General features: G+C 72.1%; 12 protein-coding genes. 3 read left to right on the top strand and 9 right to left on the bottom strand.

The window, feature by feature from the left end:
• Positions 1–490: 490 nt before the first annotated feature.
• Positions 491–1,951: an alkaline phosphatase PhoX gene (locus tag QFZ75_RS29490; RefSeq protein ID WP_307541699.1), complete on the bottom strand. Its 1,461-nt coding sequence runs from the start codon at positions 1,949–1,951 to the stop codon at positions 491–493.
• A 286-nt stretch (positions 1,952–2,237) separates the two neighbouring features.
• On the opposite strand from QFZ75_RS29490, the gene QFZ75_RS29485 reads away from it, so the two are divergent.
• Positions 2,238–2,414, top strand: a complete 177-nt coding sequence (locus QFZ75_RS29485) for a hypothetical protein (RefSeq protein ID WP_307541698.1) — start codon at positions 2,238–2,240, stop codon at positions 2,412–2,414.
• A gap of 81 nt (positions 2,415–2,495) precedes the next feature.
• On the opposite strand, the gene QFZ75_RS29480 is transcribed toward QFZ75_RS29485, so the two are convergent.
• Positions 2,496–3,941: a hypothetical protein gene (locus tag QFZ75_RS29480; protein WP_307541697.1), complete on the bottom strand. Its 1,446-nt coding sequence runs from the start codon at positions 3,939–3,941 to the stop codon at positions 2,496–2,498.
• 301 nt (positions 3,942–4,242) lie between these two features.
• On the opposite strand from QFZ75_RS29480, the gene QFZ75_RS29475 reads away from it, so the two are divergent.
• A complete protein-coding gene (locus tag QFZ75_RS29475; protein ID WP_307541695.1) occupies positions 4,243–6,075 on the top strand; it encodes an endonuclease/exonuclease/phosphatase family protein in 1,833 nt (610 codons plus the stop codon).
• 75 nt (positions 6,076–6,150) lie between these two features.
• On the opposite strand, the gene QFZ75_RS29470 is transcribed toward QFZ75_RS29475, so the two are convergent.
• The 4 genes from QFZ75_RS29470 to QFZ75_RS29455 form a co-directional block, all read right to left on the bottom strand.
• On the bottom strand, positions 6,151–7,131 hold the full coding sequence (locus QFZ75_RS29470) for an Lrp/AsnC family transcriptional regulator (RefSeq protein ID WP_307544889.1): 981 nt from the start codon (positions 7,129–7,131) through the stop codon (positions 6,151–6,153).
• Positions 7,132–7,339: 208 nt separating this feature from the next.
• The gene (locus QFZ75_RS29465; RefSeq protein WP_307541693.1) at positions 7,340–8,968 is read right to left on the bottom strand and encodes an MFS transporter; all 1,629 of its coding nucleotides are present in this window, start codon (positions 8,966–8,968) and stop codon (positions 7,340–7,342) included.
• A gap of 343 nt (positions 8,969–9,311) precedes the next feature.
• Positions 9,312–9,749 (bottom strand): DUF3618 domain-containing protein, encoded by a 438-nt coding sequence (locus QFZ75_RS29460; RefSeq protein ID WP_307541692.1) that lies wholly within the window; start codon positions 9,747–9,749, stop codon positions 9,312–9,314.
• Positions 9,746–10,159, bottom strand: coding sequence for a phage holin family protein (locus tag QFZ75_RS29455; RefSeq protein ID WP_307541690.1), 414 nt, complete (start codon positions 10,157–10,159; stop codon positions 9,746–9,748). Before QFZ75_RS29455 ends, QFZ75_RS29460 begins: the two co-directional genes overlap by 4 nt.
• A gap of 282 nt (positions 10,160–10,441) precedes the next feature.
• Here QFZ75_RS29455 and dapA point away from each other — a divergent pair, with 282 nt between their 5' ends.
• Positions 10,442–11,296, top strand: coding sequence for a 4-hydroxy-tetrahydrodipicolinate synthase (gene dapA / locus QFZ75_RS29450; protein ID WP_373465961.1), 855 nt, complete (start codon positions 10,442–10,444; stop codon positions 11,294–11,296).
• Between the two features lie 20 nt (positions 11,297–11,316).
• Here dapA and QFZ75_RS29445 read toward each other — a convergent pair whose 3' ends face one another.
• The 3 genes from QFZ75_RS29445 to dapD all read right to left on the bottom strand — a co-directional run bounded on the left by QFZ75_RS29445 (position 11,317) and on the right by dapD (position 14,333).
• Positions 11,317–12,546 carry a WD40 repeat domain-containing protein gene (locus QFZ75_RS29445; RefSeq protein ID WP_307541686.1) on the bottom strand — a complete coding sequence of 410 codons (1,230 nt, stop codon included), beginning with the start codon at positions 12,544–12,546 and terminating at the stop codon, positions 11,317–11,319.
• Positions 12,543–13,112 (bottom strand): SigE family RNA polymerase sigma factor, encoded by a 570-nt coding sequence (locus QFZ75_RS29440; protein WP_307544887.1) that lies wholly within the window; start codon positions 13,110–13,112, stop codon positions 12,543–12,545. Before QFZ75_RS29440 ends, QFZ75_RS29445 begins: the two co-directional genes overlap by 4 nt.
• A 231-nt stretch (positions 13,113–13,343) precedes the next feature.
• Positions 13,344–14,333 carry a 2,3,4,5-tetrahydropyridine-2,6-dicarboxylate N-succinyltransferase gene (dapD, locus tag QFZ75_RS29435; RefSeq protein ID WP_307541684.1) on the bottom strand — a complete coding sequence of 330 codons (990 nt, stop codon included), beginning with the start codon at positions 14,331–14,333 and terminating at the stop codon, positions 13,344–13,346.
• Between the last annotated feature and the right edge of the window lie 217 nt (positions 14,334–14,550).

Below are 14,550 nucleotides of genomic sequence, written 5' to 3'. Positions count from 1 at the left end.
TTTCGAGGGGAGGCGCAGCAGATGGAGCGTGCCCGAGCTCAGAGGTCGGCGGCGGCGCTTATCACCTGGCGCGTCTTCCTTTTCCGCCACGCCGGCCCGAGGCCGACGACGGGATTCGAACCCGCACGGTCTCCCACCAGGTCCCGAAGTAACCGCTGCCTGCGCACCGGGCACACATCATCTGCTGCGCCTCCCGAGATCAAGTCGGCCGCGGCCCGGATTCTTCGAAAGAGAAGTAGCCGTGGCCTGCGCACCGGGAGGTGCATGAAATTGTGGGTGTCCAGAGTTCAAGACCGGCGGAACCGACGTAGGTGCTCTGCCCCTGAGCTACACCGGCACGTCGTACCGGTGGCGGGACTCGAACCCGCGGCCACCCCATTAGCAGTGGAAGTAGGTCCTGCCTTCGCACCTGGACGTTGTCCACTGTAGGAGGCGCACCGCGGGCCGGGCGAGCGATTAAATTCCCGTCGTACGGGCCGTACTCACGATGTCAGCGGCGCTTCTGCCGCTTCCAGGGTCCCTTGATAGCGACCATGATGCCCGGCACCTGGATATTGGCGTACAGGGTCTTTCCGTCGGGCGAGAAGGTGACGCCGGTGAACTCGCTGAATTCGGGCTCCTCCTCGGTGCCGATGTTCAGGTCGTTGCGGGCGATGGGATAGGTGCGCCCGCTCTCGGTGGCACCGAAGAGGTGGGAGACGCCTTCCCCGTCCTCGGCGATGACGAGTCCGCCGTACGGGGAGACGGTGATGTTGTCGGGCCCGTCGAAGGCACCGTCCCGGGCCGGGTCGGGGTTCACACCGATGCGGACCTTCAGGGTCAGCGTGCGCCGCGCGGGGTCGTAGAACCAGACCTGCCCGTCGTGCTGGGCCGGGCTCTCGTCACGGGCGTACGACGAGACGACGTACGCGCCGCCGTCGCCCCACCACATGCCTTCGAGCTTGCGGGCGCGGGTGACCTCGCCGGCGGCGAACTGCTCGCGCACCGGGACGGTCCTGCCGTCGCGGTCGGGCACGTCGACCCAGTCGACCCCGTAGACGGTGCCGATCCTCGTGGCGCGGGACAGGTCGTCGACGTACCGGCCGCCGGAGTCGTAGCACCTGGGCGCCTGGAGCACGCCGGCGTCGTCGGCGAGGGTACGGAACTTCCCGCGGCCGTGGGTGAAGCCGTGCGGCGGCACCCAGCGGAAGAACAGCCCGTTGGGCTCGGAGTCGTCCTCGGTGAGGTAGGCGTGCCCGCGCCTGGGGTCGACGACGACGGCCTCGTGGTCGTACCGGCCGAAGAACTTCAGCGGCCGGGGGTCGCGGTTGGCACGGCGGTCGGCCGGGTCGACCTCGAAGACGTAGCCGTGGTCCTTGGTCATGCCGTTCTCGCCGGCCCGGTCGGAGTTCTCCTCGCAGGTGAGCCAGGTGCCCCAAGGGGTGCTGCCGCCCGCGCAGTTGGTGGAGGTGCCCGCGATGCCGACCCACTCGGCGACAGCGCCGCCGGGACGCACCTCGACGACCGTGCAGCCGCCGGACGCGGCCGGGTCGTAGACGAGACCCTCGGTCAGCGGTACCGGGTGTTCCCAGTTGGCGCGCGGGCCCTTCAGCTCGTGGTTGTTGACGAGGAGGGTCGTGCCGCGCGGGCCGTCGAAGGCGGCCGTGCCGTCGTGGTTGGAGGGGGTGGACTCGCCCGACTCCAGCTTCGTCCTCCCGCTGTACGTGATGACGCGGTACGAGAACCCGGCGGGCAGCGCGAGGAGGCCCTTCGGGTCGGGCAGCAGCGGCCCGTAGCCGACGGCTCCGCCGTGCCGGTCGCCGTCGTGTCCGTCGCCGTCCCCCGCGGTCCCGGTGTCCGTGGACGCGAGGGCGCCGGGCGCGGTGGCGAGTGTGCCGACGCTGCCGATCAGGGCGACACCGACACCGGTGAGCGCGGATCGTCCGGCGAAGTCCCTGCGGGTGAGCGGCATGCTGTCTCCTGTGACGGTGGAGTATGACCGTGGCGGGCGTTCGAGCGTTCGGGCGGCGGACCCGGTCGTCGGCCCCACGGTCCCGCCCGCACCTGAACACCGTCTGAACACCGCCCGGCGTTCCCGGGTCCCCTTGCGTGAACGCGCCTCCGCACCCCGGACGGCCCAACAGCTCTCGCGCCCGAACTGCTGTCCGCCGTAATCTCGGTACCGGACCCGCACGAGCCCTGGGAGGCGAGCCGGAGTGGATGCACGTCAGGCACGTCTGCTCCATGAGGAGCGGTTGATGGCGCTGGTCAATGTCAGCGGGGTGGGCACCGGCCGGGACGAGGAGTCGGGCGAGGACGTCATCGTGGTCTTCGTCGCGCACAAGGTCCCCCGCGGCGACCTGCGCCCCGAGGACACGGTCCCGGACACCCTGGAGGGCATCCCGGTACGGGTCCTGGCCATGGACGAGCCCTGACGCGCTGCGTCCCCGGACGCCGGACGAGCTGGATCTCCAGCCCGTCCGCCCCGGACCCCGGGGGCCCGGGGCGGGGCCCTCTCACCCCCCTTGCTGCGACCGCGCCTTGAACGCGGCCTTCCGCGCCTCCTTCGCCACCTTCTTGTCCGGATGCAGCCTCCCCATCGCCTCCAGCACATCCGGCGTGGCGGGATGCTCCACCCGCCAGGCCGAGGCGAAGAAGGACCCGTGCTGCGCGGCCAGCCCCTCCACCAGCGCCTGCAGCTCCTCGGAGTTCCCCTCCGCCGCCAGCTGCGCGGCGATCGTGTCGACGGTCAGCCAGAACACCATCTCCTCGGACGGGGCGGGCACGTCCGGCACCCCCCGCTCGGCGAGCCAGACCCGTGCCAGCCCGCCCAGTTCGGCGTCGTCGAGCACCTCGTGCAGCGCGGGCGCGGCCTCCGTGCCGACCAGGGACAGCGCCTGCTGGCACCGCAGCCGCCGCAGCGGCGCCCCCGCGTCGGCGCCCCGCGCGGCGGCGAGCAACTCCCGGGCGGCGGCCAGGGGTTCGCGCCGGGCGAGCCACTGCTCGGTCTCCGCCCGCGCGGCCGTCGGAGGGAACGTGGACGTGCTGTCGAGGAGCACGTCGGCCCCCTTGTCCGCGAGGTCGCCCACCGCGGGAGCGGCGAACCCGGCCTCCAGGAGCCGCGCCCTGATGCCGTACACCCCGAGCGGCGTGAGCCGCACCATCCCGTACCGGGTGACGTCCGTGTCGTCCACGGGCGCGGCGGATCCGCCGGACGCGCCGGGCTCCTCGTCGGCGTCGGCCATGAGCGCCTCGTCGACGGGCTGGAAGTCGACGAGGCCGACCGGTTCCAGTACCCGGAACTGGTCGTCGAGCCGCATCATCGCGTCCGACACCTGTTCCAGGACGTCGTCGGTGGGCTCCCCCATGTCGTCCGGCACGATCATCGACGCGGCGAGGGCGGGCAGCGGCACCGGCCCCTCGCCGGGCCCGTCGGCGCGGGCGGTCAGCAGGTAGAGGTTGCCGAGGACGCCGTCGAGGAACTCGGCCTCCGCCTCGGGGTCCCAGTCCAGGGCGGAGAAGTCGACCTCGCCGCCCTCGTCCATGACGTCCACGAGGTCGTCGAGGTCGGGCACGCTCGCGTCGGCCAGCACCGTCTCGAGGGCGCCGAGCCACAGTGCCAGCACGTCCTGCGGGGCGCCGGACAGGACGAGGGCCAGGTCGGCGCCGGCGGTGACGGTGCCCTCCTCCTCGTCCACGATCCCGACGAGTCCGGTGTCGACCGCCACCCGCCAGGCCTCGCTCGCGCAGGCCGCGGCGTCGTCGCCGTCGAGTCCCAGCCGCGCGGCGGCGGCCGGCAGCTGTTCCTCGACGAGTTCACCGCCGGCGCCGACCCTGGTGTCCGGACCGGCCCAGCGGGCGAGCCGCACGGCACGCGAGAGGAGCGGCGTGGCGAGCGCGTCCCGTGCGAGCTGCGCTTCGGAGTGCAGACGCACCGGCGGCAGGGGGGAGCTGTCTGACATCGGCTGGTTCTCCTAGGACGAGCGGTCGGACGTACATCTCGGCGCCCGCGCCCGTCCGGACGCACGACGCGGCGCCGCGGGCCGCGGGACCGCCCGGAGGAAGGCCTTCCCGCTCGCCGTCCCGGCCGCTCCGCACATGCAGCCTCAGCCTAGACGGATTTGGACCCATGCCGCCCGTTTCATGAACCTGTCAGAAGTATTCAGCCAGGAAACCTTGACAAGTGCTGCGGCCCGGCAGGAGATTGACGCGCGTAGATCCGCTCTCGTCCCGGCGCCCACGCACGTCCCCGGAGGGATTTCCTTGCCGAGCAAGTCTTCCGCGCGCCTCGCCGCGCTCACCGTCGCCGCCGTCTGTTCCACGGTCTCCTCGGTGGTGCTCACCTCGCCCGCCCACGCGGATTCCGTGGCCGTCCACGACATCCAGGGCTCCACCCGGACGTCCCCGCTCGCGGGACAGCAGGTCACCGATGTGGCCGGCGTCGTCACGGGCGTACGGACCTACGGTTCGTCCCGCGGTTTCTGGATCCAGGGCCCGTCCGCGGACGAGGACCCGGCCACCAGTGAGGGTGTCTTCGTCTTCACCAGCTCCGCGCCGAAGGTCGTCGCCGGCGACTCGGTCACCGTCTCGGGCACGGTCACGGAGTTCGTGCCGGGCGGCGCCTCGACGGGCAACCAGTCGGTCACCGAGATCACCCGCCCGACGGTGACGGTGGTGTCGAGCGGCAACGCGCTGCCCGCGGCCACCCTCATCGACAGCCGTTCCGTGCCGTCCGCGTACGCGCCCGCGGGCGACCCGGCGGCGGGCGGCTCGGTCAACGGGCTCACCCTGCGGCCGAAGGAGTACGCCCTCGACCTCTACGAGTCCCTGGAGGGCATGAACGTCGCGATCGGCTCGTCGCGCGTGGTCACCGCGACCGACCCGTTCTCCGAGCTCTGGGTGACGGTCAAGCAGCACGAGAACCCGAACCGCCGCGGCGGCACCGTCTACGGCGCGTACACCTCGCAGAACACCGGCCGTCTGCAGATCCAGTCGCTGATCCCCACCGCCACGCAGCCGTTCCCGACGGCGAACGTCGGCGACACCCTGAAGGGCACCACCGAGGGTCCCCTCGACTACAACCAGTTCGGCGGCTACACGCTGACCGCCCGCACCCTGGGCACGGTCGAGGCCGGCGGCCTGGAGCGGGAGACGACCCGCAGGCAGTCCCGCACGGAGCTCGCGGTCGCCACGTACAACGTCGAGAACCTCGACCCGGCGGACGGCACGTTCGCCGACCACGCCGCCGCGATCGTGAACCACCTGCAGTCGCCCGACATCGTGTCCCTGGAGGAGATCCAGGACAACAACGGCGCGACGAACGACGGTACGGTCGCCGCCGACCTGACGATGAAGAAGCTGACCGACGCCGTCGTCGCCGCCGGCGGACCGGCCTACGCGTGGCGGTCCATCGACCCGGTGGACCTCGCGGACGGCGGCGAGCCGGGCGGCAACATCCGCCAGGCGTTCCTCTACAACCCGGCGCGGGTCTCCTTCGTCGACCGCGCGGGCGGCGACGCCACCACCGCCGTCGGCGTCACGAAGACGCACGGCAAGGCGCACCTGACGGCCTCCCCCGGGCGCGTCGACCCGGCGAACGCGGCCTGGACGAACAGCCGCAAGCCGCTCGCGGGCGAGTTCACCTTCCGCGGCAGGAGCGTCTTCGTGATCGCGAACCACTTCGCGTCGAAGGGCGGTGACCAGGGGCTGCACTCGCAGTTCCAGCCGCCGGCCCGCAGCTCGGAGACCCAGCGGCATCTGCAGGCGAGTGCGGTGAACGCCTTCGTCAAGGACATCCTGGCGAAGCAGCGCACCGCGGACGTCGTCACGCTCGGCGACATCAACGACTTCGAGTTCTCGACGACGGCAAGGCTCCTGGAGGCCGACGGCGCGCTCTGGTCGGCCGTCAAGTCCCTGCCGAGGAGCGAGCGTTACAGCTACGACTACCAGGGCAACAGCCAGGTCCTCGACCAGATCCTGATCAGCCCGTCGATCCGCAAGGGCGGCGGCTTCGACTACGACAGTGTGCACATCAACGCGGAGTTCTCCGACCAGATCAGCGACCACGACCCGCAGGTGCTGCGGTTCCGCCCGTAGCCGTCGCGGTCCCGTCGCGGTCCCGTCCCGCTCCGTCCGCGGTCGCCGCGGGCGGGGCGGAGTGGGACGGGGCGGTCAGCGGGTGGGCTCGTAGGTGAGCTGTTTGATCTGGCGCAGGGTGAGGGTGGTCTCGACGCCCTGCACGCCGTCGAGCGCTCCGATCCGCTCGCTCAGGTAGGTGTACAGCGCGCCGGTGTCGCGGCACAGGACGGAGGCGACGATGTTGGCCTGTCCGGTGATGGCCGCGGCGAAGCCGACCTCGGGGTGGGTCGCGAGGGCGCGCCCGACGGTGGCGAGGGCGGAGGGGGCCACCGTGATCCAGAGCATGGCGTCGGTGGCGTGCCCCAGCAGTTCGCGGTCGTGCTGTACGTCGAAGTAGAGGATCCCCGAGGAGCGCAGCCGGTCCAGCCGGCGCTTGACCGCCGACTCGGTCTGCCCGGTGCCCGTCCGGAGTTCGGTGAGCGGGGTCCGGCCGTCGCGCCGGAGCACGGCGAGCAGTGCCTCGTCCTCGGTGTCCAGGACGACGGGAGCGGTGGCCGCCTCGACGGGCGGCCGGGTCAGCGCGGCCTCCTCGGCGGGATCGAGGGCCCGCAGTTTGTTGAGCCAGCCGAGCGGGCCGCCGTAGTAGGAGTGCAGCATGCAGTGCGCGCTGACCGAGATGACGCGGGGCGTGCGCGGCAGCCGGCCGAAGAGCAGTTCGTCCCGTTCCTGCCCGGAGCGCGGTTTCATCGCGCAGATCACCTCGGTGCCGCCCGAGATCAGTCCGACGTACGAGGTGTCGGGCCGCCGGGCCAGCGCGCCGGCCACCTGTTCCGCCACGTCCGGGGTGCAGCGCAGCCGGACGAGCCAGCTCTGCCTGCCGAGCCGGCTCTCGTCGGTCATGCCGACCACGCGCAGGCCCGCGGTGGTGCGCAGCCGGCGGTAGCGCCGTGCGACGGTCTGGTCCGAGACCCCGAGCACCTCCGCGATCCGGCTGAACGACGCGCGGCCGTCCGTCTGGAGGGCCTGCAGCAGTTTCAGGTCGAGTGTGTCGAGAGGGTCGGGCGGACGGGACACCACCGGACGGCCCCCGCTCTTCTCACTGACGGACTGCGGACTGCGGTCCACGGAAGATCATCGTACCGACGGGAGTGCCGGTGTGCCGGGGCGAGCGGTGAGGCCCGGGCCCAGGAAGGATTCCTGGGCCCGGGCCTCTCACCGGCGCCCTTCCCGTCCCCACGGAGGGCACCCGGTAAGACGCCGGATCACCGCCGGGGGTTCATCCTCACCGGAGGTCGAATTCCGGCCGGGGCTCGTCGGCCCCGCGCTGCGCCGGCACCTCGGTACCGGTACCGGAGCCGGCCAGCAGGGTCGCCGACCGGCGCGGGCCGCGCAGCAGGACCGCGGCCACCGCCGCGGCGAGCAGGGTCAGGGCCGCGGAGACGATCAGACACAGGTGCAGGCCGTCGAGGAAGGCCTCGGACAGCGCGCCGAGGGCACGCCCCTGGGCCGGGCCCAGGTCCATCCCGGCGACCGCGCCGAGCCCGCCCTCGTCCACGGCGGCGACGACGCTCTGCCGCTGGGCACCCGTCAGGCCCGCTTCGGTGAGGTGCCCGGGCAGCGAGCCGGTGGCCCGGCTGGTCAGCAGCGCGCCCAGGACGGCGGGGCCGAGGGCGCCGCCGACCTGCCGGAAGGCGTTGTTGCCCGCGGCCGCCATCCCGGCCAGGTGGTGCGGTACGGAGGCGACCGCGGTGGCCGTCATCGGGGTGATGACCAGGCCCATGCCGAGGCCCAGCAGCGCCAGCCGCCAGACCAGCGAGAGGTACGAGGTGTCGGCGTCGACGGTGGTGAGGGACAGCAGGGAGGCCGCGCTGACGAGCAGACCGCCGGTGATCAGGGCGCGGGCCGAGACCCGGTGCATCAGGCGCCCGACCGGCGCACCCACCAGGATGGCCATCAGGCTGACCGTGACCAGCCGGGCGCCCGCCTCCAGGGTGCTGAGCTGCTGGACCATGCCGAAGTAGAGGCTCAGGGCGAAGAAGAACCCGATCAGACCCAGGAAGCTGATCATGGCGACCAGGGTGGTGGCGCTGAAGGCCGCACTGCGGAACAGCTTCAGGTCCAGCATCGGACTGTCGCTGCGCCGCTCCACGAGGACGAAGACGACACCGGCGACGACGGCGGTGGACAGGGCCACCAGCACCTTGGCGTCCGAGAAGGAGTCGGCGCCGCCCTCGATGACCCCGTAGACCAGCGCGGTGATCGCCAGGGCGGCGGTGAGCTGGCCGGGCCAGTCCAGCCGGCGCGAGCCGGCGGCGCGGGAGTCGGTCAGCAGCCGGGCCGCGCAGGCCATCGCGACGAGCGAGACGGGGACCGCCAGCAGGTAGATCCACCGCCAGGCGAAGTGTTCGAGGACGATCCCGGCGATGATCGGGCCGAGGGCCAGGGCCGACAGCAGGGAGGTCGCCCACAGGCCGATGAACTTGCCGCGCTCCCGGGGGTCGGGGACGACATGGCTGATCAGCGCCAGGGTCGTGGGCAGCAGCGCGGCCGCGCCCACGCCGGCGAGGGCCTGACCTGCCCAGAGGACCTCGATCGACTGGGCGGACAGGGCCGTCGCGGCGCCCGCGGCGCAGAAGGCGAGGCCCGCCTGGAAGACCTTCTTGCGGCCGTGGACGTCACCGACGACCCCGGCGGTGAGGATGAGGGCGGCCATGGGCAGCACGAACGCGTCGGACACCCAGGCCAGTTGGGCCGTCGAGGCATGCATCGCCCGCTGGATGGCCGGCAGGCTCACCGAGACGGTGGTCACCGGCAGGTAGGCGACGAACACGCCCACACAGGCCATGACGAGCGTGGCCGCCCGCCGGCCCTGCGGGCCGCCCGCGGTGGTCGCGCTGGTTGTGACGTTCACGGAATTCTCCCTTGCGGCACGGACCCGCCGCGGTTGTCTGTTTCCGTGCCCACCTTCGGCCGTATCACCGAAGCGGAGCCAGCCGGCGCTGCGAAATCCCGGAAATCCGACACGGGGCCCCGCATCCCGGCGGATTCCCGAGACGCGGGATTCCCGAGACGCGCCCACCCGCGCGAACACGGCCCGGCACACGACGAGCGGCGGAGCCGGTTCTCCGGCTCCGCCGCTCGTCGTACCCGCTCTCCGTCGTAACCGCTCTTCGTCGTGCCCGCTCTTCGTCGTCCGCCGCCGTGCCCTGCCTCCGGGGCGCCCGGTCCTCGGCGCCCCGTCCGCTCCGGTCCGCTCAGCGGCGGCCGTTGCGCCGCCGCAGCACCAGTCCCGCCACCACGACCACGGCACCGGCGATCAGTACGGGCCGGGGAAGCCGCCGCCCCGCCCGGACGGCCGAGGCCACCGCGTCGCGTACCGGCTGGGGCACCCGCTCCTGGACGACCTGCCCGGCCTGTACGGCCTTGTCCTGGACGACCTGCCCGGCCACGACGGCCTTCTCCTGGACGACGTGGCCCGCCTCGGACGCCTTTTCCTTGAGTTCGGCGCCCCGAGCCTTCGCCTGCGCCTTCACGTCGACCTTCGCCGCCAGCTCCTCGACCGTGTCGCCGAGCTGGCTGCGGGTCGCCTCGATCCGACGCCGGAGCTCATCGGGCCCCTCGGCGACACCGACGGGGTTGTCCGCGTCCCCACCGGTTCCGCCTGCCTGCACGGCGTCGTTGCTGTCCTTCATCGGTGAGCCCTTTCCTTGATCTCGTCGACGTCGGCCCGGACGCTGTCGAGCGCCCTTTCCGGCACGGGCGGGGTGGCACGGCCGAGCTGCGAACGGCCGGTCTTGGCCAGCACGCCCGCGATCACGAAGAGCACGACGGTCACGATGAGCGCCGCCGCCCACACGGGCAGCACCAGGGAGAGGGCGGCTGCGCCGGTCGCCGACAGGGCCATCAGTCCCACATAGGCGACGGCGCCGGCCGCGCCCAGCATGCCGCCGCCGCGCCCGGCGCGCTTCCCCTTTTCCGTCAACTCCTCTTTCGCGAGCCGTATCTCCTGCCGTACGAGCTCCGAAAGCTGTTCGGTGGCCTGCCCGACGAGTTCACCCACCGAGTGCTGCTGGTCCGGTCGCCGGTCCGTGGTCCCGGTCATGGCGTTCCGCCTCCTTCCGTCCGCGGGGGGAACGTCCGGGTACCCTGCTGCGCCGCCACTACCCCTTCCCCGCCCGGCGGCTCCGCCGGACACCCCGCGAGGGATCCAGTAGCACGGCTAACGCATGACGCGTAGAAGAATTAAGTGGAGCTTCCAGGTCGGCGGCCCGAGACTGCTCCCATGACACCGGCGAAGAACACAAGCGCGAGTACGAGTACGGGCACGAGCACGGGCACGACCCCGCCCCCCTCCCCCCGCCCCTTCGGCCGTGCCCTCTGCGCGATGGTCACCCCCTTCACCGCGGAGGGGCTGCTCGACCTGGACGGCGCACAGCGGCTCGCCGAGCGGCTGGTCTCCGAGGGCTGCGACGGACTGGTGCTGTCCGGTACCACCGGCGAGTCCCCGACCACGACGGACGCCGAGAAGTCCGCTCTCGTACGGGCGGTGGCCGAGGCGGTCGGGGACCGCGCGGCGATCGTCGCGGGCGTCGGGACGGCCGACACCCGCCACACCGTCGAGCTCGCCCTGGAGGCCGAGAAGGCGGGCGCGGACGGCCTGCTGGTCGTCGCGCCGTACTACAGCAGGCCTCCGCAGGACGCCGTCGAGGCCCACTTCCGCGCTGTCGCGGACGCCTCGGGACTGCCGCTCGCCCTCTACGACATTCCGGACCGCACCGGCACCCGTGTCGAGCCGGAGACCGTGCTGCGGCTCGCCGGGCACCCGCGGATCGTGGCAGTCAAGGACTGCGCGTACGACCTGCTCGGCACCCAGAAGGTGCTGGCCCGCACGGACCTCGCGTACTACGCGGGCTGCGACGAGTACGCGCTGGCCCTGTACGCGGTGGGCGGCGCCGGATACATCAGCACGGTGGCGAACGCCGTGCCCGGGCGACTCCGGGCCGTCCTCGACGCGTTCGACGCGGGAAACACCGGCGGGGCGGCCCGGCGCCAGCAACGGGTGATCCCGCTCATCGAGTTGATGACGGCGTCCGGCCTGCCCGGCACGGTCACCGCGAAGGCCCTGCTCAACTCCCTGGGCCTGCCCGCCGGTCCGGTACGGGCACCGCTGCTGCCCGCCGGCCACGAGGTGACCGACGGGCTGCTGGCCGCGTACGAGCGACTGGTGGCCGGCGCCTGACCGGTTGCCGGTCCCCCCGCTCAGCGCTGGGCGAAGACCGCCTGCCAGCGCCCGGCCGCGCCGTCGTTGCCCTGGCGGAAACCGCTCAGCGGGACGGTCTTCCCACTGCCGATCGTGACGAGCACGAGCCGGTTGTGGAACTCGTTCGTGCCGGGTTCGATGTCCCACGCGATGAGTCGCTTGTCGTCGGCCCAGGCGAGCAGTTGCTGTCCCGGGACCTTGTGGAGCCGCTTGCCGGTGTAGGGGTCGTTGATGGCGGAGGCGGTGGTTTTGCCACCGCCCGCGAAGTCGCCCGCGGCGAGCTTGCCGTTCGGGGACAGACCGGCGCCGACGAACCAGTGCAGGTACTTCGCGTTCGCCGGCTTGTCCACCTCGTTGCCCTCGAAGTCGTAGTACTGCATGTGGGGTTCCATGGTGAGCCCGGAGTAGACGAGCTTGCCGTCGTCGCTGAAGGCGAAGTCCTGGCGGGCGTTGAGGGGCATGCCCATACCGTCGCCGGGGCTGGTGACCCCGCTCCACGATCCGTCGCCGGAGTCGACGTCCAGGACGTAGAAGCCGGTCCGGTACGACGTGCCGTACTGCGGCGTCCAGTCGTTCTTCTTGCCGTCCCCGTCGCTGTCGTAGTCCGCCCGGGACAGCAGGTCGGGGTTCTTGCTGTACGTCGTCGCCACGAGCTTGCTGCCGTCGGGGGAGAACTCGACGCCCGCGACGCCCCGGTCGACGGTGATCCAGCGCTCGACCTCGCCGGTGAGGAGGTCGAGCAGCCCGATCCGCCGGGCGGGCAGGTCCTTCTCCAGGACGACGGCGGTGCGCATGCCGGGGGCGATGTCGACGACGGACCACTTCGTGGTCTTCACGTACGTGCCCGTCCTCTGGTCGAGCAGGTGGTACGTGCGCCGGGAGACCCCCCGGTCCGCGCTCTCCTTGACCATGCCGGTCGTGTAGTAGGCGGCCAGCGCGGTGTCGCCCGCCGCGATGAGGTCGCGCGGCGGTGTCTGGTCCGGGTGGGCGATGATGTCGCTCCGGTTCATCTGGCTGGCCAGCCTGGGTTCGTCCTTGCCGCCGTCCAGGACGGGCACCGCCACTCCGACGGCGACGGCGACCACCATGGCGAGCGCGGCGCCCGTGAGCGTACGGGTCCGGCGGCGGCGTCGGACGGCGAGGATCCGGCCCGCGAAGTCGGGCGGCGTGACCGTGGCCTGCTCGGCCTGCTCGTGCAGGACCTCGCGTACGAGCTGATCCATCTTCACGGGCGTGCCTCCACAGGTGCGAAGTCGCGGGACGGGCTCTCTTCGGCGTCGGCCGCGCCGAGTGCGGACAGCTCCGGCGCGAGGGTGCGCAGCCGGGCGAGCGAGCGGTGCGTGGTGGACCGTACGGTCCCGACCGAGCAGCCGAGGATGCGGGCCACGTCGGCCTCCGGCAGGTCCTCGAAGTAGCGGAGCACGAGCACGGTCCGCTGCCGGGCGGTGAGCCGCGCCAGCGCTCCGCGCATCACGACCCGCAGTTCGGTGGCGGCGGAGGCCTCGCCCGCGGCCACCGACCCGGCCGGCGCGTCGGGCGGCTCGGCGACGGTCAGCTCCCGGCGCCGCCATTTCAGCCGCCAGCGGCTCACCTGCTGGCGGTACAGGATCTGCCGTACGTAGGCTTCCGGCTCGTCGATGCGGTGCCAGCGGCCGACCGCCTTGACCAGCGCGTTCTGCAGCAGGTCCTCGGCCGCGTGGCGGTCACCGCCGCTGAGCAGGACGGCGGTCCTCAGCAGCGCTGACGACCGGTTCTCCACGAAGTCACGGAACTGCTCGTGCCCCTGGGCATCCATCGTCACCTTCTCTCCCCCCGAGCGGGCTCGTCCCCACTCCCACCTGTACGGACGCTCGGCACCCGCCCCGGCTATGTCTGTCCCGCAAGGTTTTTTCACGTCACGTCACCTCACGTCACGGGGCAAGACGAGACGAGACGCGGCCGGTCGGTGGCCGGTGGGCGCACCCCATGACGACGAGCGCCCTCCCGCGAAACCGGGAGGACGCTCGTGGCGGGGAGGGGGAGCCCCTCAGTTGTGGCTGTGGAGAACCTCGTTCAGGCCGCCCCACACTGCGTTGTTGGGCCGGGCCTCCACCTTCCCGGTCACGGAATTGCGCCGGAACAGGATGTTGGACGCCCCGGACAGTTCACGCGCCTTCACGATCTGCCCGTCCGGCATCGTCACCCGCGTCCCCGCCGTGACGTACAGCCCGGCCTCGACCACGCACTCGTCGCCGAGGGCGATGCCCACGCCCGCCTCGGCCCCGATCAGGCACCGCTCGCCGATGGTGATGCGGACGTTGCCGCCTCCCGACAGCGTGCCCATGGTGGACGCGCCGCCGCCGATGTCCGAGCCGTCCCCGACCACGACGCCGGCCGAGATGCGTCCCTCGACCATCGACGTACCGAGCGTGCCGGCGTTGAAGTTCACGAACCCCTCGTGCATGACCGTGGTGCCCGCGGCGAGGTGCGCGCCGAGGCGGACCCGGTCGGCGTCGGCGATCCGGACCCCCTTGGGGGCCACGTAGTCCGTCATGCGCGGGAACTTGTCGATCGAGGTCACCGCGAGGTGCAGACCCTCGGCGCGGGCGTTCAGCCGCACCTTCTCCACGTCGTCGACGGCGACCGGACCGAGCGAGGTCCAGGCCACGTTGGCGAGGTGGGCGAAGAGACCGTCGAGGTTCTGCCCGTGCGGTCGCACCAGCCGGTGCGAGAGCAGGTGCAGCCGCAGGTACGCGTCGTGCGCGTCGACCGGCTTCTCGTCGAGCGAGGCGATGACCGTACGGACCGCGACCACCTCGACACCACGGCGGGCGTCCGGGCCGGCCGCCTTCACGGCGCCGTCGCCGAGCAGTTCCACCGCGCGTTCGGCGGACAGCCGCTCGGAGCCGGAGGGGCCCGGTTCGGCGACCAGTTCGGGGGCCGGGAACCAGGTGTCGAGGACGGTGCCGTCGGCGGCGATCGTGGCGAGCCCGGCGGCCACGGCGCCGGTGGTACGAGGAGCAGTCGTGTCGGTCATGAGGGAATCTTAGGGGTTGTCCACCTGGGGTTCCCAGCGTCCAATCAGTCCACAGAGCCCAGGTCAGAGGCGAATCGACCACACAGGGACACTCAGTACGTGAGAAATCCGCAACATCACGCCGCCCCGTGTGAGAGCGGCGTGTGACGTTTACACGACGAAGCCCCGGCCGGTGACCAGCACCGCGCCGGGGCTTCGGGCGTACCTACAGCCAGTC

Source organism: Streptomyces sp. V3I8 (assembly GCF_030817535.1).
Taxonomy (GTDB): domain Bacteria; phylum Actinomycetota; class Actinomycetes; order Streptomycetales; family Streptomycetaceae; genus Streptomyces.
This window is presented reverse-complemented; position numbering and strand designations above follow the sequence as displayed.

Excerpts from the sequence above, each read along its gene's own strand:
- dapD (WP_307541684.1), bottom strand. The coding sequence starts at position 14,333 with ATGACCGACACGACTGCTCCTCGTACCACCGGCGCCGTGGCCGCCGGG.
- QFZ75_RS29460 (WP_307541692.1), bottom strand. The coding sequence starts at position 9,749 with ATGAAGGACAGCAACGACGCCGTGCAGGCAGGCGGAACCGGTGGGGAC.
- QFZ75_RS29490 (WP_307541699.1), bottom strand. The coding sequence starts at position 1,951 with ATGCCGCTCACCCGCAGGGACTTCGCCGGACGATCCGCGCTCACCGGT.
- QFZ75_RS29485 (WP_307541698.1), top strand. The coding sequence starts at position 2,238 with ATGGCGCTGGTCAATGTCAGCGGGGTGGGCACCGGCCGGGACGAGGAG.
- dapA (WP_373465961.1), top strand. The coding sequence starts at position 10,442 with ATGGTCACCCCCTTCACCGCGGAGGGGCTGCTCGACCTGGACGGCGCA.
- QFZ75_RS29480 (WP_307541697.1), bottom strand. The coding sequence starts at position 3,941 with ATGTCAGACAGCTCCCCCCTGCCGCCGGTGCGTCTGCACTCCGAAGCG.
- QFZ75_RS29440 (WP_307544887.1), bottom strand. The coding sequence starts at position 13,112 with ATGGATGCCCAGGGGCACGAGCAGTTCCGTGACTTCGTGGAGAACCGG.
- QFZ75_RS29455 (WP_307541690.1), bottom strand. The coding sequence starts at position 10,159 with ATGACCGGGACCACGGACCGGCGACCGGACCAGCAGCACTCGGTGGGT.